Here is a 24275-nt window from a genome sequence, read left to right on the forward strand (position 1 = left end):
AGCGCCTGTACGGGTATATAAACAGTTTGAAAGAAGAAAGTGAAACTATTATATTTGAGAGAACATTTATGTTGTTCGAATTATCAGATGAATTCAGATACCGGATTCTCCTGCCACCAACTGGACAAGGATGATGTATACCAGATTGACAACAGCAAGTCGTCCTGTGCGCTCTTTATGATTCAAGGTCAGGTAAATCTCGATTTAGGGGAATTTTATGAGGGGGAGATGGAACAGGGACAGATGTTGTACATACCACAGAGTATAAAAGCCCAGATAGAATCCATAACAGGTTCGAGATGTATTCTCTTGTTTTGGGATAAACACATAAGCACATGTGATAAACTCTTCTTAAGCTCGTTATCAATTAAAGAAAATGATACTGATACGAATGATGTTATACTTCCGATCAAAAAGCCCTTGATGAATGTATTGGAGTCCGTCAATCTATATCTGAACGCAAGGCTGCTTTGTAGGCATATGCATTTACTAAAGCAGCAGGAACTGCTCCTGGTCTTGAGAGGTTTTTATACAAAGAAAGAACTGGCGGCTTTTTTTTCCGCATCAACCAATATCAGGGAATCATTTGAAAGATTTGTCTTGGATAACTATAGAAAAGCAGATTCGGTCAAGGAACTTGCCGACTTGTACCATATATCAGAGCGATCTTTTAACCGAAAGTTTCATTCTTGTTTTGGGGAAAGCCCCTATCAATGGATACAGAAGAAAAAAGCGAGACATATACAGGAAATGATTAATAACCCAGAGCTCTCTTTTAAAGAGATAGCCGGATATTTTGATTTCAGTACGTCTTCACATTTCACGGCATACTGTCAAAGGATGTTCGGAATGTCCCCCAGCGAGTTGAGAAAGAAAAATAGAGATAAATGGATTAAGAAATGAAGAAATCGGAAAACATTCAAATAACAGAATTTGATAAGAAGGCAAATGTACATAATATGGAGTTATTGCCAGTGGTATGCTTACCGGTTTACAAGGAGATTGTAAAGGAGATGGCAGAATTGATTGAGGACAAACAAGCACGGGAAGTCTTTTGTTCCTTATCTTCAGGTAGGGATCTCCAAAGTGTTTCACAGATAACAGGCATTTCGTCCAAGAACCTGGTATCCATGTATAAAAGGGGGCTTCGACAGATCCATTTGAAGTGGAGACCTTATTCAGAATTAAAACGAGAGTTAGACCATATGTATATCAAATACCGGAATAATGAATTTCTTTTGACACATTCTGAGGAGGTTCCAAAAAAAAATTTCAGATATGTAAAGATTGTTTGGAAAGAGCAGGATATTCCAGCGGAATATGTGGATCTATTAATTACCCCTTTAAGTAAACTGGATATAAACTTCAGGGTTTTACGTGCACTCAGGAAATATAATATCTACCAATTAGAAGATCTTTTAAGGTTCATTAAATATAACGGATTTGATGCTTTATACCAAATGCCTAGCGTAGGCACTAAATCTATTGAACAATTATATGAAAAGCTAAAGGATAAGAAAATTTTAGAGGATCAAGACACTTGTTTTTTATTTCCTTATCTTTTTGTATAAATATGTCACACGGATATACAATACATACAAGTTTGTCTGGATTTTATAGGTAGACAATGCGCTGTCTTTCGTAGTATCGGGTAAGCCGGCGTCAGAAACAAAAAACTTGTGAAGCGGTTGCTGTTATCTCTAACGAGAAGAAAAATATAATATTTTTTTAACACTATATTCAGAAAGCCCGGTAACAGCTATTTGTCGAAACGCTCTCCTACGGATCTCATGCAAAATATCTTTCACCGACAAGTCCAAATTATCCTAAATAAACACAATGTATAATCTTTAAACAGTAAAGACAATAAGAAGTATTACGACATTCGAATTGCAATATGCACATCGGTTCTATGGCTTCCAGGGTGAAGCGCAGTATCTCCATGGGCACACAGGCGTGTTGACCATTGAAGTGGAGGACACAATCAACGAGGGCGTGAACATGGTTTACCCTTGCAACGAGATCCAAAAAGTGGCATGGGAAGTATTATAAAAAGAACATGTTTGGTTGTTTCTATGTCTATAATGATGGGATTACTCGTATAAGTGATGATAAACTTTATTTTAACAGTTCCCAACTCCGTACTCCACAACCAACTGCACAAAGCGACTTACGCAGTTTTTCCTCTACTTATGATCCTTGCTACGTCTCTGAAAGCACCGACTGTCAAACCACCTTCCGTAGTATGAAAACATTCAGCAATGTCAAGTTCAAGGTTCTCTTTCCGCCGGAAGAGGCAACCAAGATGGAAACCAGCAGCATGACTGTGTAGTTCACTCCACTTTCGGCTGATTTCATTTCAAATCATCCTGTTACCGGTAATCAACATGGGTGTTTTTACCCAGAAATCAGTATTTAAGGGACATATCACAGTGGTGCGGAAAAATAGGACGGTTGTTTTTCTCTGCTTAGTTGAAAGTAAAAGACGGGGAGGTGAAACGTGGGACAGTTGCCACTATTTCCAAGAAAGACAACCGTGTGAGATATAAACAGGAGTCGGCAGAGTTGTGTGACGATACAGCGATCATTTTGTCCTCCCATAAGAAGTCGGTCAATTATAAAGGACGTATGATTTATTATGCCGATGAAAAAGCGATGTATTGGATTCTGGATGAGTTCGATAAAGAGCAGGATATCATTCCCTCGGAAATGGAGATGAAAGGAAAGTGTTATTGGTCAATAATTATGGCAACAATATAAAAAAATATCGGTAATGACAGCAGCTGTTGTTTCTAATGGTTGCAGTTGTTGTTTTCTGTCGCTCGTTTCCCTATAAAGTATAGAGTTGTATATAGGGTATGCCTATAAGTATTCAATTTATTTGAATCCTTGTAATGGACGTGGTTGTGAAATTCTCAGGCAACTGACTATTGCGGCAACAACAGCAAAACCAGTTGCTGAATACAGACATGTTTGCGAACTGTTGGTTGGAACTAAATAGAATATCATGGCAACTTGTGTCGCTCCCAGTGTTTGCCCCAGTAGACGGGCTGTGCCCAACATACCGCTCGCTCCTCCACTACGGTTGGATGGAGCGGAGGAGATGATAGTACTGTTGTTGGGTGTCTGGAATAATCCGAAACCGGATCCACAAATGAACAGCCGCCATATAATATCCACATTAGTAGGGTTGGAAGGGAGTACTGCGAGCAGGAAAAGTCCTGTAGCAAATATTACCATGCCGATACCTCCCAGTATTCCGGCGTGGATACGTTCTACCAATCGTCCGGCAAGCGGAGCCATAATCATTGTCGCTATCGGCCAGGGAGTAAGGAGTAATCCGGTTGTCACATCGCTATGTCCCAGAGTTCCTTGGAGGAAAAAGGGGAGGGAGATCATGGCTAGCATTTGTCCGGTGAAGGAACAGATGGATGTGCCGATAGACATGGAGAAAATGGGGATACGCATCAGGTCAACTGGTAATAAAGGAAATTGTTGGCGTAACTGGCGGCGTACAAAGAAATAACCGATTGTCAACAACGCAAATACCCCGACTATGATCAACGTGGTGTTTTCTTTATGGGTAATACCCTCTAATGAGAATATAAGTAAACCAAAGGTGACTGCATTCATCAGACAACTGAACTTGTCGAAACGGCGTCCGGTTAATTTTACCGGATTGTCAGGCAGGTATATCAGTCCGATTACGAGTGCGGCAATTCCTATTGGGATGTTGATGGCAAAAAAACAATGCCATGAACCCAAAGAGAGAATAATCGAAGCGATTGTCGGTCCGGCAGCAGTCGATATGGCAATGACAAGGGCATTGATGCCCATTCCGCGACCAAGAAAACGTTTGGGATAGATGATCTGGAGTAGCGCCGTATTCACGCTAGTGATTGCGGCCGCTCCGAATCCTTGTAAAATACGGGCGGCTGTCAGCATCCAAAACGAGTCGGCACAAGTACAGATTCCTGAGGTGATGCTGAATAGCAAAACGCCTGATAAGTAAATCCTCCGGTAACCGTAAATGTCTCCCAATGAAGAGAAAGAGAGGAGAGAAATGGTAATCGCTATTTGATAAGCATTTACTATCCAGATCGTTGCGGACGGCGAAGTTCCCAGGTCGCAGGCGATGGTCGGTAAAGCCACATTGGCGATTGTAACGTCTATCACAGATATTCCAACTCCTAGGGCAGTGGCTAAGATAGCCCAATAACGCTTGGATAACGGTAAACCGTCGTTCTCATTTACAGGTATGGTGTGATTTTGCAGTATCATATAGTCATAATTCATTACTATCAACTAAAAATGGATAGAGTTAAAACTTAAATAAGTTCGGCCCACTCGAATCATTTAGCTCTTTGACATTTTAAAAAAAAGGATATCATTATAAGCGGCTGATTCCAAAAGGTATAACTTTCAATATACCTGTAGCCGTCATACTTATCTACAATGTGTCTGTACTTGTGCGCTGCCAAGAAACTTGACTGATCAGGTAAAAACATATTTGTCTTTATACATAACTGCCTGAGTATGATCACAAAGATAATTTCAAATCAGCGCACCATCAAAACGTTTGCGACAAATTGAAATTCAATAAATTCAGAGAACTACTATGTTTTTCGAAAAGACGCTTATAATTAAATTGTTATTTTAGATTTTCAATAGTCTAATACAAGCCTCTGAGAAATAAATATTTTGGGGAATATTTGCGTAACAGCGATAGCGAATTAGCAACCGTGCAACTTTCGGCAGTCTGCAATGCTGTGCCGTCAAATAACTCTTTTGGCCACAACTATAAGTTTTCTACTAAAATATTAACGTCCGATCAAAATATCACCGAATCTTATCGCAAATGCACCGGGCCAGACCATAAATATATCGGCGGAATCCGGGACGATAGTAGAGTAATCGACTGAACCATTCAAGATGCTTGTCGAATAATTTCACCATAATTCCTACAATAATCATGGATATAAGAGTACCTGCACCAACTACCTGCCATTGCCATGTACCAAAGTAGAAATACCCCCAAGCTACTGCTATAACAACCAGAGAGATATCAACCATGATTTTAGCTTTGGCAAATGGAATATCGGTAGCTTTGCCAACTGCTACTACAATCCCCTCACCTGGCATAGTGACTGAGCCGCATCGTATCTCTAAAGAGATGCCTACGGCAAGCAGCACGCACCCCATTAATTGTACCGCCACTTTCCATAATATGGTATTACATACTATGATTGATGTAAGCCACATATTAACATCTAATAGGAAACCGAATACAAAGCCAATAATGAATTGAAAAAATTGCATCCGTGGGAAACCTCGGCGGAGGATGAGAACCTGAAGCCCGATGAAAAGAATGTTCATTATGTATGTATATTCTCCAATCGTAAATTGAGGAGCCATGCCAGCTTCTCCCGCGAGTGTCATAACAAACGGGATGGTAGCAATCACACTACTGCCAAAGTTTGACCGTACACAGAGTGCTACTCCACATGCCATTATGAACAAAGACACGATGAGCAATAAATGTTGCCATGAAAACGAGATGATTCTTTCTTTCATGAAAAAAATAAAATTTGACTGCATAATATCGTTGATTATAAGAAATTTATAAAATTCCTCGATTTAGATATAACAAAATATTGACAACTATAAAACCTTCTGACATCCATTATCTATTACTATATGACATCCTGCTCTATTTTATAATCTCACCATGTCTTTATTTTATATTCATGAATATAGCAAGAAAAACAAGCAACACAGTCCAACATCATTGGACTGTGTTACCGGATATGATTTATTTCCTGTATCCGCATTTAGGACATACACCTTCCTCATTATTCAGCGCCACACCACATAACGGACAACGCTCTATGTTATGCTTGGTCGAAAATTCGGCAGATCCAGCATTCACACCACTGGTGAACGTGATTTTCGCAATGTTCAACTTGTCTTTTAACAAGTCATACACGATTTTAATCATGCCCTCCACGGTCATGGTCTCTTTGGTTACCACCAAGCGGGCTTCGGGATAAGCCGTAGCCAGTTCTGTCTTGAAGGCTTCGCCTTTCATCTTGTTTTGCGGATGACCGTTTTTAATACCTTGTTTCTCATATACGTCAAGTATGACAGGTAATAACGGGTCATCCTTGCGGAGTACCAAGGCATGGTCGAAATTTTTTAATACTTCCCATGCCACTTTTTGGATCTCGTTGCAGGGGTAAACCATGTTCACGCCCTCGTTGATTGTGTCCTCCACTTCAATGGTCAACACGCCTGTGTGCCCATGGAGATACTGCGCTTCACCCTGGAAGCCATAGAACCGATGTGCATATTGCAATTCGAATGTCGTAATACTTCTCATATTAATATTGGTTATTATTTTCACTGCGACAAAAGCAATGAATATTGTTATAATAAACTTCTATGTCAGACTATTCCAAACCAAAAGAACCAGGTCCTATCTGCATTTGATCTATCAGCTTTTAGAAACCAAGAATCTTAATATCTCCATGGAATAATCTTTGTTATCTATTTAATAGTTATATGCAAAGTTCGGAAATCGTGATTATTACTCCATATTCCAAATGGGACTATATTTGGTTTATTACGACATAAATTATACATTTTAGTTTCTTATTTAAAATTTAACAGATTATAGCCAATCTATTCAAATCTATGATTATCTATTGTTTCATTCAGGAATAAGTAAAAAGGAGTGTTTTCTTGATGGGAAGAAAACGAAAAACATTGTTTGAATCTCAAATTTATCACCAAGTGTGGTCTGCATATGATTATAGTAATAATAAAATAAACAGAACTCAATCCGCTTGCTTTTTTATAGCAGTACTGTTTTGAGGACGGGAGTTTCTGGTAGCCAGATATACACCCGAGAGAACCAAGACGATTCCGCCTATCGCGACTGGGGTCACCTCCTCATGTAGGAATATAGTCGCCCCAACCGTTGTGGCAAGAGGATTCAGATAAAGATAGTTGGATGCCTGTATCGTCCCCAGTTGTTTTACGACAATATTCCACAACAGATAACAGGCAGACGAAGCTATGACACCTAAAAAAAGGAGATTGCTCCACACTTCACTGTCCAGCAATACAGCAGGCTTTGTCAATGAAGGCAGAAAAAGGAAAGTGGGCAGAATTGTTATTATGCCATAGAAAAATATTTTTCTGGTGATGAAAGCCGGAGAATATTTCCGGGTGAGACTCCGAATGACAAGGCTGTAAAACGCCCATGACAGGGAAGCCAGAAGAGTCAGTAAATCACCCAAAGGTGATATCCGGAGAATGAAACTTCCGTTGAATATCAGCAAGCCCACACCCAACAGAGCGACAATAGATCCGTATATGAAACCTCTTGAGACCTTTTCCGTCCGAACGGACAATACGGTCAGAACAGCTGTCAATAGCGGGGCCGTACATATGATGAAAGAAACATTTGACGCCTGTGTCAGCCCCAGTGCCATGTTCTGTAAAAAGAAGAACAGGGAACCACCCAATACTCCGCCACCCGCCAGGCATAGCTCATCTTTCAGATTACGGGCAAAAAAACTATGGGAGGAGATAGGACACACAGCAACATAAGCCAGCAAAAAACGGAAGAGGAAAATCTCCTGGGGAGACAGACCATGAACTATTAGAACCTTGGTGGAAATAAAAGTCATTCCCCATACCACGACGACCATAACAGCGGTCAGATGATAAAATATATGTTTCATTGCAATTAAAATATCATTAGGGTCCACTAAAAAAACGCAATAGTTATTTGAAATACTTGAAATATAATTTGTTATAGAGGTCTTCCGAGAGAACGGATTTGAAACTGTAGATTTGCATCATACTAAATATGATAGCAGATGCATCAAGATCAATACGTTTTCTCACAGTTGGTATCATTCCTTGACCGAAGTAAATTTAATCGCATCGTTGCTAAGTATGGTGGAGACAAATACGTGAAGCACTTCACATGCTGAAATCAACTACTAGCTTTGATGTTCGGGCAACTCTCAAACAGAGGAAGTCTACGCAACCTTATTATTGCATTGGAAGCCCATCAAGGGAAAACATACCATTTAGATCTTGGGAAAAATGTAACCAGGAGCAATTTATCCAAAGCGAATCAAAATAGAGACTACCGTATTTTTGAATCTCTTGCTTATTACATGGTTGTAACAGGCACAAAAAAAACTCTAAACTAGTATCTTTAATCTCAGTGGTAATGTTTATGCTTTCGATTCTACAATCATTGACTTGTGTTTGGTTGTATTTTGGTGGGCAAAATTCCGTAAGAAAAAAGGAGGTATTAAAATACATACACTATATGATATAGAAACTCAAATACCTGCATTTTTCCATATGACTACAGTTTCGGTTCATGATAGCAAAGCTATAAATTGGAAACGCCGTTTACCCAGAAATATACTCTCTGATGCAATTGGCGAACTCAGTATTTATAAAAGTACCAAGGACTATCCTACTCACAGACGAAAGGTTTGTTTTTGGGATGAAGAACAAAAACGTAAGTTTACATTCCTTACCAATGCTATAGATTTATCTCCGCTACAAATTGCAGAACATTATAAAAAACAAGTGGCGGATTGAACTTTTCTTTAAATGGCTTAAGTAACATATGAAAATAAAGAGATTCTGGGGTAACACAGAGAATACCGTAAGAACACAAATATACTATGCAGTCATTGCCTATTGCCTTGTAGCAATTATTCAGCATGATATGGAAATTGTAAACCACTTATGAGATTCTTCAGACCCTGAGCATATCACTAACAGATAAAACCAAACTTAGAGACCTCTTTGACAAAACTCATTTCAATAATGACAAAGAACGATGCGGTTTTAGTAAACCAAGTTTATTTAATTTTTAACTGTCCGCTTTTTAGTGGACAATAATGTTCAAGCATATTTAATTCTGATGTACATACTTTTTTGCTTACAGACAAATTGATACATTCCGGACGAATATCCCGGCTCCTTGGAACAGACTTCCATCCATACCAGTCTGTATGACAACAGGCTTTTTCAATCCACACCAGTTCAAGGCATAAGGCCCAAAAGTATATAATATATACTGCCATATAGTTTGCCGAATGTAAAGAAAAGCAATCCGACTTTAACATATTCACGTTAAAGCGGTGCAAAAATAAGAAAATAATGAAAGGTAAACACAGATGGGGTCAGGTATTTTCATACATTGTCTCAACTATAGTAGATATTGTCTGTTTTAATAGACTTGAGATATACATAACCTATTCCGGAGTGTTGAGAAGCTCGAACTACCCTGTCACAGGATTGTAGAAGAGGGCAAGCTGGTACAGCTTTCCATAGGCTCCACTGTTGCTGGCCCTGTATATGGATGCAAAATTCAGCCATCCTTTTACCTAAAGTTTCTGATAGATGCCCATCTGGTCCTAGGAGTCCATGATGTTGAAAGTCTGGTAATTGGGTTTCAACCGGGTTGTGAATTCACCGGTGTAGGAAAAACTGCTGTTTCCCTGCTTGCCTTTCTTGGTCGTGATCACAAATACTCTGACCATGGCTTTAGCTCTATAAATGGATGTGGCGGATCCGTCTTTCAGAATCTGGAAGCTTTCTATGTCGTCGGGATTCAGTCCTGCTATGCACACGTTTTTTGGGTGCTGCACCAAAGGCGCCCGAAATATTCTGGATGGACACACCAGCGGAACGTCCCTCCAGCCCCCTGCTTATGTCGGCCATACCATCGATTTTGACATCCGAAGCGGAGAGTTTATCTGCCGCACCAGTAAATAACCGTTTGTTTGTAGCAACCATATCGGTAACCACCACTTCCTCTAGCATCCCAGAACTGGCTTCTTTTTCAGGAGAAGACAATAGATCCTTTTACAGACTGTAACTTATCATCTTTCCAATGATCCCGACAGGATGAATAAACTTTCCTAGTTTAATTCCATTGATGTATATAAGTTTGTAGCCTTCTTGCTGAAAGCAGGTAAGGTTAGGAGATAACATTTAATATTTTAAGACTTATGGCAACAGTTAAAACAGTATTAGTAAAAGGAAGAAGTACTCGAAACGGCAGATTCCCCTTGGTCGTACAGGTGCTTCACAAAAGAAAGAAAAAAGTTGTTTATACAGGGCTTCAGCGTTGCGGAAAGCCTGTTCGACCCGACCATCGGGCGCATCATTAACGATGGGAAAAGCGACCCGGAACTCATCAGAAGAATTAATAGTAAATGTGAGGGGATCTCAAGAACATTGTTAAAGTCTGTTTCTATGACAGAAAAGAAATTATGTGTTTACGAGATAGAGGATGTATTCAAGACTTATGACTTACTGACACATGGCACAGGCTTTTATTCCTATATTTCCGATAAAATAAGGGAGCTTCGCCAAAGTGGGCATGAGGGAACGGCACGCGCATACAATTCCAGCCTAAGTTCGATGAAAAAATTTTTAGGCAGCAGGGATTTTCCATTCAACAAACTCTCACCCCAGGTGATAACCATGTATCACAAACAACTGCTCGCTTCGGGAGTATGTGAGAATACTATCTGTTTTTATCTGCATAACATCAAAGCTCTCTATCGGAAAGGTTGTCAGGAGATGGGGTTGGAACAGCCTTCCCCGTTTCGTGAGGTACACTTTAAAACAGAGAAAACCGTCAAACGGTGTCTGGAAACGGATGTAATCAAAAAAGTATCCAGACTGGAACTGGAGGAGGGAAGTACGGTATCTCTTGCACGGGATATCTTCATGTTCAGTTTTTATACTCGTGGAATGTCATTCGTTGATATTGCACTGCTGAAGAAAGCAGATCTTTTCCCGGATGAAATTTGTTACCGACGCCATAAGACCGGGCAGTTGATGCGAGTTGGGATGAACCGGCAAATCATTCGGATTCTGACCAAATACGAGAATACCGTGGGAGAATATGTCTTTCCTTTATTTACAGAAGAGCAAGAACCGTATGCAGGATATAAAAATGCCTATCACAAGATTCGTTATGCCTTAAAGAAAATCTCTTGCTCTCTTGGATTGTCAACTCCATTACGACTTCATGCTGCACGGCACTCATGGGCCACTATAGCCAAAGAGCACGGTATTCCGGTCCATATTATAGGAGAATGCCTAGGGCATATGTCGGAGGAGACGACCCGTATCTATCTGAAGGATCTGGATCGTTCCGTACTCGATGACGTCAATAATCAAATAGCCGAGATTGTTGGATGACAAGTTTATATTTTTTATTTATGACACATTATTTATGAAAAATTTCTATATTTGCCTTCATATTTTCCACTTTCTATGTGAGAGAGTGGAAACGGTGAGAATGTATGATTAAAGTGACGAAGTTATGGGTCATGAAAAAAAACAATTGCGGATAGGAGGATTTTCGCATTCATTTTTATGTCGGGTAATGTTGACTAATACTAATAAAAAAATGGTATTATGAGGTATTTATCCCATTTTAATATATTCCGTTGATTTCATACTGTCATTATTATAAATAACATTATATAACTCTGATTATCAAACTAAAATTCCACCTGTTACTAACAGTGGGTAACAAAATAGTAACAAAAAACGAAGAAATCGCTTTGTGGTGGGCTTTATGTGTAAAGGTAACAAAAGCCCTCTAACCATAAAAGCAAAACTGGCGAAAAGAAGAATACTGTCTTTTTTCTCTTTTCGCCAGCATATTTATCATGCAGTCAATGCAAACAGATTTAGTTTGTTTTGGATATATAGATAAAAGTATAAACCAAACTCTATTTGGCAAAGACTAGTAAGATATCAATTTTCTTTTTCTTTTTGATTAAAGATAAAAGAAGAAAAAACATCCCCCGCAGTAGGAGTAACAGACAGACACCTACTTAGATTGCCGTCATTGGGAGAAATAACAACTATCATTGCATTTTTGCGTATTTCAATAGAACTCCACATGCCTTTTGCAGCACTTCCAACAGTACTGTCCGTTTCAATTTGCACACCGTCCTCAAACACAGATGATAACCAAAAAGTAGCATAATTATTACAGAACAACGTATAAGTTCCTCCACTTTCCGGAACTGCTATGTGATCCTTTTTAAGATATGCTGAAGTATCTACCTCCCATTCCATTGGCTCCCAATCCCCGTCTTTACTTGTACAGGACAAAAAGGCAATAGTATATATAATCAAACATAAACATTTTTTCATCATGATATTACAGAGTATTCAAGATTATATTTATAATTGTTAGAATTCTCACTACAAGTAATTTCCGGGTCTTTTATTTCAGCTTCACTATTGGTATCAAGGATTTTGCTTAAATAATAACCATTGTAGCTGATCAATAACTGATTTTAGCCCCTACGAAATAACTTCTCGGAAGCGACGGTCCGTAGATGTACCCTGAATCGCGGTTCCAGCCTTTGTCGAAGTCATCTTGATAAGCGTTCGTGAGGTTTTGCACCCCAGCATTCACCTGCAGGGTGATGGACTTATAGACAGGAATATCATACGCTACTTTCAAGTTTAACGTGAAGAATTCGGGAGTATTGAGAGCCACCGGTTCACGTATACCCAGACCATTTTCTATACCGGCACGCCCCACAAGCATACTGCCTGTATAAGTTCCGGAAAAAGAAGCAGACAAACGTTTCAGCGGATGGATGGTTGCCGTGAAAAGCCATACAAATCGGGCGTACGCAACATCTTTTTCTCTTTCGGAGCGTCCTCATCCCATTCCACCGATTGGTCGTAGCGACTTTTCTGTAAAGTCACTCCGGCTTGCAGCTCCAGCCAGGAGGCATAGGCCGCCTTGCCTTCGATGTTTAGCCCGTATACTTTGGCACCGTATGCGTTGTAACGTTCCTGCACCTCATTTCCTTGAGCATCCGGCTGCGCTAGTTTGCGGGTAGAGAAGACATCGTTTAAATCCGTATAGAAGCCTTCTATCAAAAGATTTGTCTGCACATTCCCGAAGGTATGATACAGGTCAGCGGAAACGCTGAAACTGTTCGAACGCTCTTCCTTCAGATTGTCTGCCAGGCGTGTCACTAACCGTTCGCCGCCCACCAGGCTGACGTGTAAGTCTTCGTCGAAAGCTTGCGGGGCACGGAAGCCTCCGGCATAGCTGGCACGCAGGTTGATGCTACGGTTAGGATTGAAACGCAAGTTGGCTCGGGGCGAAAAGATGACATGGTCTACCAAGTTATGCTTGTCCAGGCGCCCTCCAACGAGGAGGCTCCACCGTTCGTTCTTCCATTCGTTTTGCAGATAGGTGCCAGCTATGCGCACTTTCTGTTTCATATATCTTTCGTAACCTATCACTTCATCTTCCAGGCCATCGTAGTTGTATTCGGCACCGAGGGTGAGGTCAGACGGCATGAAGAGTAGCTTGCCGAAAGAGTGCGCCACCTACCAGAGTAAGGTCACTGGTGGTGCCGTAGGCTTTTTCCGCATTCTCCTTATCCTCCTCGGTAATGCCTTCTCCGGTGCCGCCATAGTAACTTTTCCTTGCCGTGTTTTGAAAGGAGAAGTAGACATTGAGGTGGTTTTTCTCGTCGGGAGAGAAATAATCGTAGCTCAGGCCACCGCCGTTGATGTTATGTTCGATTTGTTCGGCGATATTAGCCTCGTGAGCGGGAAGTTTTAGGAGATTTCCTCCACGTCGGAACTCATTGATACCATGATACTGCAAGGTCAGCTTGGAATAAGGATTAAGGCGGAGAAAGGAGCGAACGCCGATGGTCTGATTGCGCAGGTTGGGGAGTTCGGTATATCCGTCGCCATCGTTATCGTAGCCCGAGCGATAGCGGTTCTGTCCGTAGACGTAGAATCCCGCTTTGTTGTCTTCCGTTACCAAGGAGGCATTCAACGTCGTGTTGTTCTCGAAAGAACAGCTTCCACCAATAGACATCAGCGAATGGGCAAGCTCGGCGGAGTTACGGGTGGGTTCCTTGGTAATGATATTGATGGTTCCCCCGATGGCGGATGCGCCGAACAGGGCCGATCCACCTCTGCGTACCACCTCTACACGTTCTATCATGTTAGCCGGGATTTGTTCCAAGCCGTACATACCTGTCAGTGCTGAGAAGATGGGACGCGAGTCCATCAATATCTGCGAATAATGCCCATCCAATCCATTGATACGCACCTGGGTGAAGCCACAGTTCTGGCAGTTGTCCTCCACGCGGACACCCGGCTGGAAGCTCAGCCCTTGTGCTAGGCAGGTGGCGTGGGTGGATTCGAACAGTTTCGTATCCATCACGTTAACAAGACTGGGGGCTTCCACCGCATGGTCGCAGTGCGGTTGGCAGAGACTACCACTTCGTCGAGGGCGATGTTGTCCGCCTCCAGCTCGAAGTTCACTTCCTGCGTGGAGTTCTTCTGCACGGTTATTTCTTTGTGCAGCGTGAGATAGCCGATGTATTTCACTTCGATGGTAAGTGTACCCACGGGGAGGTTCTTCAGGAAATAATGCCCAGTTGCGTCGGTGGTGGTGCCAATGGTGGTGCCTTTCACCCAAAGGTTGATGTAAGGGAGATGTTCACCCAGTAGCTTTGTCTTTTACGTGTCCATAGACGTTGGCATCCGTGTCTCTCGGAGACTGGTTATCAGCTGACGCAAGGCTGGCAAAGGCCAGTTGCAGTGCAAGGACCCTCATGAGGGTCCATACTTTATAAAGCGATAAATGTTTCATCATTCTTCATTATTTAATTATTTGTTATCTGAAATCTTTATGTTGACAGCTTTCAATTGCTGCCAGCCCGAGCGGTCAGTCACTCTTATCATGAAGTGGTAGTCACCCGGGTCGATGTCCGCAGGAATGGGGATATTCACATGGGCATCGTATAGCGGGGAATTTCCGGGTATGGGAAAATCCTGATTGTACACCCAGGGATGCACGGGGAGTTTCTTTTCGTCCAACGGACAGTCTCCTGCTTCGGTGCTGTGGCTGTGGTGGTCGAAATTATTGTGTATCTCGATGTTGTAGCTACCCAATGCATCGTTATCCGTAAAAGTATACCGGAAAGGAATTTCTTCTCCTGTCCGATATACCTGGCAGTTGAGCGGCGATGCGCTGTCGCCGGATTCGATGAGCGGCTTGTCCAGGTCTTTCCCGTCCCCGTCCTCCTCGCTGCAAGCGGCAAGGAGGAGGCAGAACAGGCCGCACGCCAACCAATAGTTGTTTCTTGACATGATACTTATGTATTTTCGGATTCTACTTTTCTGCAAGGGTGAATTCTTCCTTGAAAATCTTGTTCGCCCCTTGGGCATATTCCACACGGAGTTCAAGAATATATTCGCCTGCCGTTGCATACCGGCCTTTATCGTCTTTGGTTTCCAGTTTCTTGTTGAATGTATATTCTTTCAATCCTCCTTTGGAGAATTCATCGGCGAGCGTACTGTTAAAGAAATATTCACTCGGAGCAGATTCCTTATAAATACGCAGGCGGATAGAATACAAATCATCCTGCGCCTTGACAGTGAATTTAGTCAGGATGTCAGAAGCGGTAGCCGAGCGGCCGGTTCCTATTTCAACCCCCTGCAATTCCACATTGCTTTTCTTGAATTGGACACCCTCCAGTGGGTTTTCCGATACTTCTCCATTCTTGTCGTATACATTGAAGTGCATGTGGTAATCTCCTGCAGGGGCATCATCCGGAATTACAATGTGTTTATGCTGGCCTTCCGTACCCCATTCCTTTTCACCGTTGAAGGTGTAGGTGGTATCCAGTTCAAAGGCCCGAGTGCCTTCTTCATTGTGGATAAAGACAGCGATTTTTTCAATTCCGTTTTCTGCTTTGATATGGGCGGATACCATCGGCTTGGTGCCTACATAACTAATCTTGTTCTCCGAGAAATCATGCGACGCTCCGAACTTTAAGTCTTCTACCGTGATATGTGCAGCGGCAGCTTTCACAGCCAGTTCCGATTGCGCCATCTCCGTTTGCCCCAGCTGGTCGGTTACGGTGAAATGCAGATGATAGGCTCCGGCAGGCGCTTCGGCAGGGATGTCGATGTGCTCGTGGAAAGTGGTGTTCTTCACTCCGATGTACTTTCCTTCGGTAAACGACTTTTCGATGCGGAACTCGCCGCCCTCTTCCTGATGGATTTCGATGTCGATACGCTTTATCCTGTTCTCGGCTGTAATCTCGCCCTCCAGGTGAAGGTCGCTTCCGGCAATGGCGGTCTTACTGTTCTCTTCGCCCACTTCGTTCAAGGCGACAACCGGTTTTCCTACGTTTTTATCTTCTTCATTGTCATCGCAGGCGGAGAAGGTAAACATGCACAAACTCAGCAGCAACACAGCTGCCATGAATAAACTCTTTTTCATAATCTTCTTTGTTTTTAGAGGGAAGGCACTTGGATGTACTCGCATGCCTTTCCATTATTTGTTAATGAATTATTATTTAAAAATCAAATCCTATCAGCAGAGAGAAATTACGTCCCGGCTCCGGCACGTCTATCTGCCGGTAATAACTGGTATGGTCGTAATATTTCTTGCCCAGCAGGTTCAGTGCCTGCAAGTTCAGCCGCAGGCGGCACTCTTTCCATGCAAAGACTTTTCCTGCCGACAGGTTCAGTATGCTATATCCGGCAGTAGACTTTTCGGGTGGGACAATCTCATGCTGGTTGCCCACTGTGCGGTAGGCGGCGGAGATAAACCCCGTCTCACCGTCCTCCCCGGAGCCGAAGGTGTACTTCAACTCCACATCCGCACTCCAGGGTGGCGAGAAGGGCAGGGTGTATCCTTTCTTGTTGCCGGAGAGTTGCTCCGCATAGAGGTATTCCCCTTTCACCACGGCTTCCAGACGGCGAAGGAAGCGGTAACGGATGTCCGCCTCGACCCCGTAGCGGATCACCCGGCTTTGCGTGTAATAATACGTCTGCAAGCCCTCGGTGTAGGCCGAAGTGGGGTTCAGGTAGATGTAGTTGGGGAAATAGTTCACGTAGGAGTCCAGCCGGATATCGAGCGCTTCGTTGTGCCAGTAGATTCCTGCATCGAACTGGTAGGATTCTTCGGGCGACAAACCGGCTTCTCCCTTTTCATAACGGAAGATGTGGTAATTTACCCCGTCGGCGCCCAGCTCTTTCGGGATGGGCACGCGGAAGCTTTTCCCGATGTTCGCTTTCCATATCCATGCTCCAGCGGAGTAGTTGACGCCCAGAGACCAGGTGAAGCTGTTGAAAGACCTCCGAAGCCGTTCCGACCGCTCCCGATAGACGGAATCGCTTCCGGCAACCGGCGTCTTGTACCAGTCGTGATAACTGTGGATGCGAGTTACGACCCTGTTGATACGGATGCCAGCGTTCAGAATTAGGTCGTCGGACAGAAAGTAACGGTCGAAGGCATATCCTCCCCACGAGGTGGTTTCAAAGTCCGGAATAATGAATCCCCATCCGCTACGCCGGTTATGCTGATGCTCTACATTCAGCCCTGCGTTCAAACTGTGCCGTTCAGCTATCAGCGCCTTCATGCCCAGGCTTGCCGTATAGGTGTTCTTGATGTACTTCCGCTCCAGCGTGCCGGGAGGCATGGGCATATAGCCGTGCGACACCGGTTCGGAGTGTTCCCGGCGTAGATTGTTCTGATAAGAGAGGTTGCTTTCCCAGCGGACCGCTCCGGTGCGCCATGCCGAATGGTTTGTCACCTTCAGATGGTTGACGTCGTGACGGGGCAGGTCGATGTCGCACCGGGAGCGGTCGTAGTCTATATCCGAGAGGCGTACTTCCAGCCCGTGCGCATTGGCAAAGAATCCGCTTCGCACATAGGTGTCGGAGATGCGGAAGGAGGTAGAGAAACGCTCGCCTGCATAACCGCACAGGAGGCTTCCGTCGCGTTCTTTGCCTGCCGTGTTGCGCAGCCGTTGTTCTTTCAGCCGGATGTAATAGGAATAATACTGGATGCTGTCGGTGGGAACTTTATAGTCTGCGTAATCCACCAGCGTCAGGTTCGCTTTGTAATAAAACCAATTGTTCTTTCCCGCCACCCGGACCGAAAGCCCTAACGATTCATTGACACTACGCATAAACAGTTCGGTCTTACCCTCGAAGGGCTTCGCCGGCGGGATATCGCTATACAGGTTGATAACTCCCCCGATGGCATCCGAACCATAAAGCAGCGCAGCGGGACCTTTGATAATCTCCACACAGTCTACCGCAAACTGGTCTATCTCCAGCCCGTGCTCTTCGCCCCACTGCTGTCCCTCGTGCTTGATGCCGTTCTCGGTCACCGCCATACGATTGAACCCCAATCCACGTATGGCGGGTTTGGACTGGCTGGAGCCGATGTTTATCGCTTTTACTCCCGGTATAGAGCTAAGGCTCTGCATCAGGCTACCCGAGAGCGAGGATACTATCTCCGATTTGTCGATGCGCACCAGGCTCTGCGAAGATTTCATCAGCATGTCTTTGCGGCTGTTATTGCCCATGATGACCACTTCATTCAATGTCGCACCATCCCTTGTCATGTCCGGAACGGTGTCTTGCCGTTGGGCATGAGTGTGGACGACGAACAAGAATGTCACAAGGATTGTAACGATCTTTTTCATCAATATCTTTCAGATTATTTGTGGGAATAGGATATGCCTCACCCGGCATCCGGACAGGGCATATGCGGATTATTCATAAGCAAAGGGCACTTTCTACCACATCACTTATTATAACAGTGCGGACAAAACGGGAGGAGCGCACAGGTGATGCGAGCGAATAAGCCGCCAGCTTATGCTCTGTACCCGATAAACGGATTTGTAATCGGAAACCGAAACGATTATCTCGGCATGAAAGGCTTCAGCCTGGGCAAACGGAGAAAGAGCGAACTGGCAGACGGGGCATTGGTCGCAAGGATTGTGGGAGTGCTCCCCGTCAGAAGATTGGCAAACAACAGTCTCACTTTCTCCGTGATGATGGACAGCCTTCACCACAAAGAGGGGCATGAGCGTCATGAACAACAGCCATGCTACTACGATTCTGCTTTTTGCCTTTACTCTCATTTTTACTTGTTTATTGAAAATCGCCGTAAATATACTGCATTTTATCATAAAAGCAACAATGTTTCATATTAACACTTTGTTTCATCTGTTTAAAACACATCAAAATACCTAATTGTCGGTATCACGTGCTTTTGTCTTGCAGATAATTAGGTATCTTTGCAATCTCAATCAAATTAGGACAGATGAGTGCAATAGATATATTAAGAGAGAAAGGGCTTAAGAAAAGCGCCCAGCGCATATCAATTATCAACATCTTGTTGGACAAGCAAATTCCCCTGACGGAAAGCGACATCGAGGTCGAAATGGGAGATATGTATGACCGGATTACATTTTACCGAACAATACAAACACTGTTGGAAAAGGGTGTGATTCATCGCATTACCATCGACAGCACGACGGTGAAATACGCATTGAATACAGCGCAAAGCCATAGTCATATCCATTTTTATTGCAAGATGTGCCATGCGGTGACTTGCTTCAAGGAGATTCCGTTACAGGAATACGTCTTGCCGGCAGGTTTCGAGCAGGAAGAATGCGAGGTGCTGATAAAGGGGGTATGCGGGAAGTGCAAATGATGTGAGAATAGCGATTTTTTACAGTCCTTGTATGCTTTCTTACTTCCATATTTTCCTAATATATTTTGAGTTCAAATCTCTTTATTTCTCCTCTTTTGTGTCAACACACGTAAACCATTGTCAACACACGTCAACTACTGCGTCATCGTAACATCGGGGCAAATCCCGAAAAAGTTTCGCAGTAGAAATACGGTAGAAAAATATGGCGGACAACTATATCCGACTGCATATAGCCGGATTTTAGACAAATAAAAATCCACTGAAAATCAGCGGCTTCATTATAGTTGGTTCTAATTCGTTACAATTAATTGCGATATATCATTTTCCCGATTGAGCATATCGAACTGCTTGAAAACAAAAGAATTGGCGTTTAAACGGTAGAAAAGCCATTTTTCACTTGTTTTTCAGGCCCAAAACCGCCCTTTTTGCCATTCTTTTCTCTTGAATCGGAACCAACGGGAAAACTGCCGTTTCCCCGTCCGAAGTCCACCTGTTTTCTATCTGGTGCGAAGATACGAAATAAGTGGTAATTTCACCAACTGAAGTCAACTAAAAACAAGATGCAGTCACGAATATTTTTGCAGCCAAAAGAAAAATAGGTTGTGTCGTGTGTGGACTTAGGTAAATCGGTTGGTCTGCTTGGCGAAGCCATCTCTTTTCTTCCCTTTGTTCTGACTTTACTTTATTAGGCGTATATATGAGTACAAGGATAAAGTAAAGGTAACTTTCCTTTGACAAGCAAGATTTTTTTCGTGTGACTAACTGAAAATATTAAGCCCCAACGTATCATATAATATTGAAATAGGTGCTTTTCTATTAACTATATGATACATTGAGGCCTTAGAGCGTGTTAGATGAATCTGCTTGTCACAAGATTAAGCACTTGCCCGGATTAAAACCATTGCTGATATGTTCGTTGTCAAATACATATCCCATCTGATTGCAAATGACTTTTGTCCCGTTAATTTCAGCATCAATATTTGTGTGTGAATGCCCGTAAATCCACGCATCAATACGACTGCCTGCTATGAGTTTGCTCAAATCAGTAGCAAATGCACTGTTCAGCACAGAACCTCTATGGTGAGGAGCAACAACCTCCAATGTGGGAAGATGATGTGTTACCACTACAATGTGTTCTGCTGTGCTTTCTGCCAGACTTCGCTTTATGAAATCCAAACAAAAGTTATGCATTTGGTTAAACTCCTCTGTTTGGAGCAGTTTGCCATTATACATTATCTGCCGGAAATCATTCATACCCTTCCATACAAAATATTCGTCGGAAGGAGAAATTTGAGACCATAAAGTACTCATGATAAAGTCGGTGCCATCAATCCTCACTACCTGATTTTGATAATATCCTATATTGTTCTTGAACATCCAATTCCATTGCAATCCATTATCCATTACATCACAATAATTGTAATACTCATGGTTCCCGGGTACAATGAGCACCTGACGATAATTCGCTGAAGCCCATTTCCAGAAATTACTTAGAGGTGCAATCTTGTTTTTCAAATAGAATATATCTCCGGCAAGTACCAAAATATCGCCTGTTACCGGCAATTCATTATGTTTCATCCACCTGCTGTTATCACAGAATTCCAAATGTAGGTCGCTCATATATTGTATCTTCATTCTACTGTCCTCCTTTCTCAATTTGTTTGGTTATTATTCTCTTGACTTGTTCAAATGATACCGGTGTAAAGTTATTGTTGTCAACCCCGACATCGTACTGTGTCGGGTAGAGGTATTGAAGCCGGGCTGCATCAATTCCCGTATTGTTCTTTCTCGTGTGAACATGTCCGAACAGTTGCCACACATCTTTATATCCACCATCAAAGCATAGAAAAGGGTAATGGTTCAAATAAATCTTCTGTTTGCCTACCTCTATATGCGTCTGCATTGCAACATGCTCAAACTTGTCAATGTAACCTTGGCGTATATTCTTCAAATCGTGGTTGCCCATAATCAGATATATCCTGCCATTCAATCGGTCAAGCATTTTTGTCCACTCTGCAGAACCTCCAAGACAAAAATCTCCCAAGTGAAAAACAATATCATCTTGTCCGACTGTATTATTCCAGTTGGATATAATGGTTTCATTCATCATATCTACATCCTTGAATGGTCTGTTGCAGAAACGGATGATATTCCCATGATAAAAATGGGTGTCAGATGTAAAGAACACCTTGTTGCCATCAAATTTAAAATTCATTTCTCTCAATTTATGTGCATCACTGCATGTTAATAATTTGGTTGCCAATAGCCCATCAGACGGAAATGACAGAAGAGTATCACAAAGGCGACTGTCACAAATGGGCATAAAACAAAATAGTTGGAAAGTTTATAAAGACTCTCCAACTATTCGGCTTATATTCTCATTCAAAGTACAATATTGTACTTGTTATGTTCGTTGGAAAGTATTTGTAATACGAGGTTCAATGCGTGAAACATGGACACACGACACAAATTCAGTGCGTTTATTGCTCTGAATTGCTGTTGCTATCGATAATATGTCCATTCTGTATCTACGCATTGTTCGTGTTTGTATTGTCTCTAAACCGATGCAAAATTAGCAAATAAATTCTATTCTCATATCGCTTTTCATGAAACATCACTCAAATATCAGTCTGCGAGTGGAAAATTCGGTGGATATTGACAAAATGGCGAAAAAGATTTGGTGGAAAGTGTAATCCTCTTTGTTATCCTAACGAGCTTTCGCTAAAAATCACGGTCATATAAAAAGCAATATTTTGCGTAGAAAAACATATTCAACATACTTTAATCTTCAAAATTTAGCTGTTGTGTTATAAATCAAAATACTTCGGAAAAAACTCCTGCATTTATATGTGTTTTTGCAATCAAATTTTGTACATTTGCATCAAACTATAAGTCTTTTCTGTATGAAGCAACTAAATAGAATAAAGGTAGTACTTGTTGAACAAAACAGGACGGCAAAATGGCTGTCCGAGCAGATTGGTAAAAATACTTGTTCTGTGTCTCGTTGGTGTACAAACACATCGCAGCCAGATCTCGAAACATTGTTTCGCATCGCTGAAGTCCTGAATGTGGATGTGAGGGAGTTGCTTTATGTAGAAAAGAAAAATAATTCAACCTATCTCCAATAGCATGGCAATACCAATTAACATAGAAGACTTGCTTAACAAGCGCAAGATAGAATCCAACCGCATTGAGTTTAAGAAAGGATGGAATCCTGATAAAATCTATCGGACAATCTGTGCTTTTGCCAATGATTTTGACAACATTGGCGGTGGATATATCGTGGTGGGGATAGAGGAAGAGGAACGGACAGGAATTGCCAAAAGACCGGTTACAGGTGTGCCTATTGAGGCATTGAACGATATACAGAAGGACATGGTTGGGTACAATAACAAGATAGAACCTTACTATATGCCTCGTATTGATGTGCAAGAAGTTGATGGGAAGAGTGTTCTTGTGATATGGGCTCCTGCCGGGGTTAACCGCCCGTATAATGTAAGAGAGCGAGTTACGGCAAAACAATCTCCAAGCAAATGGTATATCCGCAGCGGAACAAGTACCATTGAGGCAAAAGGCGAGGTGCTTGACGAACTCAGGGAGATGGCTAATAGAACGCCTTTTGATGAAAGAGGAAATGAGCGGATTGAGATTTCGGATATCTCTCCGGCGTTGGTATTGGATTATCTTCAGACAGTAGGCAGTCGTTTGGCAAATGACTTTGAAAGCAAACCATTTGTAGAAATATTGGGTCAGATGGACTTGTTGACTGGGCCGACCGAGCATCAAACACTTAAAAATGTGGCGGCGATGATGTTCAGCAAGAATCCGGCGAAATTCTTTCCTACAACACAGGTGGACATTGTCATATTCCCGGAAGGGTGCATTGAGAATCCAAACAACATGATAGAAGTTCCCAAGATAGTAGGGCCTGTTCCGGAAATGATCAAACAGACTTTGGACTATATCCGGACGAATGTAATCAAAAAGCGAATTATCAAACCTAAAGACAAGGCGGAATCAATCACATTCTTCAACTACCCTTATCAGGCCATTGAGGAAGCGGTTGTTAATGCACTTTATCATAGAGATTATCAGGAGCAAGAACCGGTAGAGATAACCATCGAACCGAAAAAGATTTCCATCCTCAGTTATGCAGGACCGGACCGTTCAATCAGTCTGGATGCCATTCATAAAGCCGAACATCTGAAGTCACGCCGCTACCGCAATCGTCGTTTGGGTGACTACCTGAAAGAACTTCAGTTGTCAGAAGGTCGTGCAACGGGTATTCCTACGATACAGGATGAGTTACGAAGGAACGGTTCAGAGCCTGCTAGGATTGAAACGGATGAGGACAGAACCTATTTTTTGATTGAGATTCCTTGCAGGGAGGGGTTTGAAAATGCGCGCGAGCCATTAAATGAGGCTATAAATGAGGCTATAAATGAGGCTATAAATAAAAATGCTTTGTCTGTTTTATTGGAAATCTCCAAGTCTCCGTATATAAAGAGAAAAGCATTATTGGAACTGATGGATATTTCAAAGGCAACATTAGAGCGTATCATAAAACAACTGTCTTCTGATCCTTTGCGTTTAATAGAGTACCAAGGCTCGCTAAAGACAGGGGGGTATGTATTGACTGAAAAAGGTCTGGCATATTTGGATGCGTTGAAATAACCTTATATCATGACAT

General features: G+C 42.5%; 19 protein-coding genes and 4 pseudogenes. 10 read left to right on the forward strand and 13 right to left on the reverse strand.

The window, feature by feature from the left end:
• The first annotated feature begins 39 nt into the window (after window positions 1–39).
• The 3 genes and pseudogenes from HMPREF0999_RS00425 to HMPREF0999_RS21625 all read left to right on the forward strand — a co-directional run.
• Window positions 40–903: a helix-turn-helix domain-containing protein gene (locus HMPREF0999_RS00425; protein WP_008779554.1), complete on the forward strand. Its 864-nt coding sequence runs from the start codon at window positions 40–42 to the stop codon at window positions 901–903.
• Window positions 900–1571, forward strand: coding sequence for a hypothetical protein (locus HMPREF0999_RS00430; RefSeq protein ID WP_009274847.1), 672 nt, complete (start codon window positions 900–902; stop codon window positions 1569–1571). The genes HMPREF0999_RS00425 and HMPREF0999_RS00430 overlap by 4 nt, the downstream gene beginning before the upstream one ends.
• Before the next feature lie 295 nt (window positions 1572–1866).
• Window positions 1867–2049, forward strand: a pseudogene (locus HMPREF0999_RS21625) (6-carboxytetrahydropterin synthase); the annotation flags it as partial.
• A gap of 177 nt (window positions 2050–2226) precedes the next feature.
• Here HMPREF0999_RS21625 and HMPREF0999_RS23110 read toward each other — a convergent pair.
• Window positions 2227–2358 carry a hypothetical protein gene (locus tag HMPREF0999_RS23110; protein WP_010185023.1) on the reverse strand — a complete coding sequence of 44 codons (132 nt, stop codon included), beginning with the start codon at window positions 2356–2358 and terminating at the stop codon, window positions 2227–2229.
• A 135-nt stretch (window positions 2359–2493) separates the two neighbouring features.
• On the opposite strand from HMPREF0999_RS23110, the gene HMPREF0999_RS00435 reads away from it, so the two are divergent.
• Window positions 2494–2760, forward strand: a complete 267-nt coding sequence (locus HMPREF0999_RS00435) for a hypothetical protein (protein WP_009274849.1) — start codon at window positions 2494–2496, stop codon at window positions 2758–2760.
• A gap of 117 nt (window positions 2761–2877) precedes the next feature.
• On the opposite strand, the gene HMPREF0999_RS00440 is transcribed toward HMPREF0999_RS00435, so the two are convergent.
• The 4 genes from HMPREF0999_RS00440 to HMPREF0999_RS00455 form a co-directional block, all read right to left on the reverse strand.
• Entirely contained in the window at window positions 2878–4281 is a 1404-nt protein-coding gene (locus tag HMPREF0999_RS00440) for an MFS transporter (RefSeq protein ID WP_009274850.1), read from the reverse strand.
• A gap of 558 nt (window positions 4282–4839) precedes the next feature.
• Window positions 4840–5574 carry a YczE/YyaS/YitT family protein gene (locus HMPREF0999_RS00445; RefSeq protein ID WP_226766746.1) on the reverse strand — a complete coding sequence of 245 codons (735 nt, stop codon included), beginning with the start codon at window positions 5572–5574 and terminating at the stop codon, window positions 4840–4842.
• Window positions 5575–5812: 238 nt separating this feature from the next.
• Entirely contained in the window at window positions 5813–6379 is a 567-nt protein-coding gene (locus HMPREF0999_RS00450; protein ID WP_009274851.1) for a 6-pyruvoyl trahydropterin synthase family protein, read from the reverse strand.
• 457 nt (window positions 6380–6836) lie between these two features.
• Window positions 6837–7754: a DMT family transporter gene (locus tag HMPREF0999_RS00455; RefSeq protein WP_029257237.1), complete on the reverse strand. Its 918-nt coding sequence runs from the start codon at window positions 7752–7754 to the stop codon at window positions 6837–6839.
• Window positions 7755–7886: 132 nt separating this feature from the next.
• On the opposite strand from HMPREF0999_RS00455, the pseudogene HMPREF0999_RS23285 reads away from it, so the two are divergent.
• Window positions 7887–8912, forward strand: a pseudogene (locus tag HMPREF0999_RS23285) (DUF4372 domain-containing protein).
• A gap of 411 nt (window positions 8913–9323) precedes the next feature.
• On the opposite strand, the pseudogene HMPREF0999_RS22575 reads toward HMPREF0999_RS23285, so the two are convergent.
• A pseudogene (locus tag HMPREF0999_RS22575) lies at window positions 9324–9897 on the reverse strand (SusC/RagA family protein); the annotation flags it as partial.
• 402 nt (window positions 9898–10299) lie between these two features.
• On the opposite strand from HMPREF0999_RS22575, the gene HMPREF0999_RS00470 reads away from it, so the two are divergent.
• On the forward strand, window positions 10300–11256 hold the full coding sequence (locus HMPREF0999_RS00470; protein WP_009274855.1) for a tyrosine-type recombinase/integrase: 957 nt from the start codon (window positions 10300–10302) through the stop codon (window positions 11254–11256).
• A 564-nt stretch (window positions 11257–11820) separates the two neighbouring features.
• On the opposite strand, the gene HMPREF0999_RS00475 is transcribed toward HMPREF0999_RS00470, so the two are convergent.
• The 5 genes and pseudogenes from HMPREF0999_RS00475 to HMPREF0999_RS00495 form a co-directional block, all read right to left on the reverse strand.
• Window positions 11821–12228 carry a hypothetical protein gene (locus HMPREF0999_RS00475; RefSeq protein WP_010185011.1) on the reverse strand — a complete coding sequence of 136 codons (408 nt, stop codon included), beginning with the start codon at window positions 12226–12228 and terminating at the stop codon, window positions 11821–11823.
• Between the two features lie 130 nt (window positions 12229–12358).
• Window positions 12359–14677, reverse strand: a pseudogene (locus HMPREF0999_RS00480) (TonB-dependent receptor).
• 53 nt (window positions 14678–14730) lie between these two features.
• Window positions 14731–15213, reverse strand: coding sequence for a DUF4625 domain-containing protein (locus HMPREF0999_RS00485; protein ID WP_009274861.1), 483 nt, complete (start codon window positions 15211–15213; stop codon window positions 14731–14733).
• 22 nt (window positions 15214–15235) lie between these two features.
• Entirely contained in the window at window positions 15236–16351 is a 1116-nt protein-coding gene (locus tag HMPREF0999_RS00490; protein ID WP_008779566.1) for a DUF4625 domain-containing protein, read from the reverse strand.
• Window positions 16352–16427: 76 nt separating this feature from the next.
• Window positions 16428–18569, reverse strand: coding sequence for a TonB-dependent receptor (locus HMPREF0999_RS00495; protein ID WP_009274863.1), 2142 nt, complete (start codon window positions 18567–18569; stop codon window positions 16428–16430).
• A 228-nt stretch (window positions 18570–18797) separates the two neighbouring features.
• Between HMPREF0999_RS00495 and HMPREF0999_RS22825 the strand changes: the two genes are divergently transcribed.
• Both HMPREF0999_RS22825 and HMPREF0999_RS00505 read left to right on the forward strand, forming a co-directional pair.
• Entirely contained in the window at window positions 18798–19082 is a 285-nt protein-coding gene (locus HMPREF0999_RS22825) for a hypothetical protein (protein ID WP_154395895.1), read from the forward strand.
• Window positions 19083–19192: 110 nt separating this feature from the next.
• Window positions 19193–19585, forward strand: coding sequence for a Fur family transcriptional regulator (locus HMPREF0999_RS00505; protein ID WP_009274865.1), 393 nt, complete (start codon window positions 19193–19195; stop codon window positions 19583–19585).
• A gap of 867 nt (window positions 19586–20452) precedes the next feature.
• Here the strand turns inward: HMPREF0999_RS00505 and HMPREF0999_RS00510 are convergent.
• Window positions 20453–21220, reverse strand: a complete 768-nt coding sequence (locus HMPREF0999_RS00510; RefSeq protein ID WP_010185003.1) for a metallophosphoesterase — start codon at window positions 21218–21220, stop codon at window positions 20453–20455.
• A 1-nt stretch (window position 21221) separates the two neighbouring features.
• Window positions 21222–21800: a metallophosphoesterase gene (locus HMPREF0999_RS00515; RefSeq protein ID WP_009274867.1), complete on the reverse strand. Its 579-nt coding sequence runs from the start codon at window positions 21798–21800 to the stop codon at window positions 21222–21224.
• Window positions 21801–22488: 688 nt separating this feature from the next.
• Between HMPREF0999_RS00515 and HMPREF0999_RS00520 the strand changes: the two genes are divergently transcribed.
• Window positions 22489–22713 (forward strand): helix-turn-helix transcriptional regulator, encoded by a 225-nt coding sequence (locus tag HMPREF0999_RS00520; RefSeq protein WP_009274868.1) that lies wholly within the window; start codon window positions 22489–22491, stop codon window positions 22711–22713.
• Between the two features lies 1 nt (window position 22714).
• Window positions 22715–24259 (forward strand): RNA-binding domain-containing protein, encoded by a 1545-nt coding sequence (locus tag HMPREF0999_RS00525; protein WP_009274869.1) that lies wholly within the window; start codon window positions 22715–22717, stop codon window positions 24257–24259.
• Window positions 24260–24275: the final 16 nt, after the last annotated feature.

The sequence above is a fragment of the Parabacteroides sp. D25 genome (assembly GCF_000307475.1).
Taxonomy (GTDB): Bacteria; Bacteroidota; Bacteroidia; order Bacteroidales; family Tannerellaceae; genus Parabacteroides; species Parabacteroides distasonis.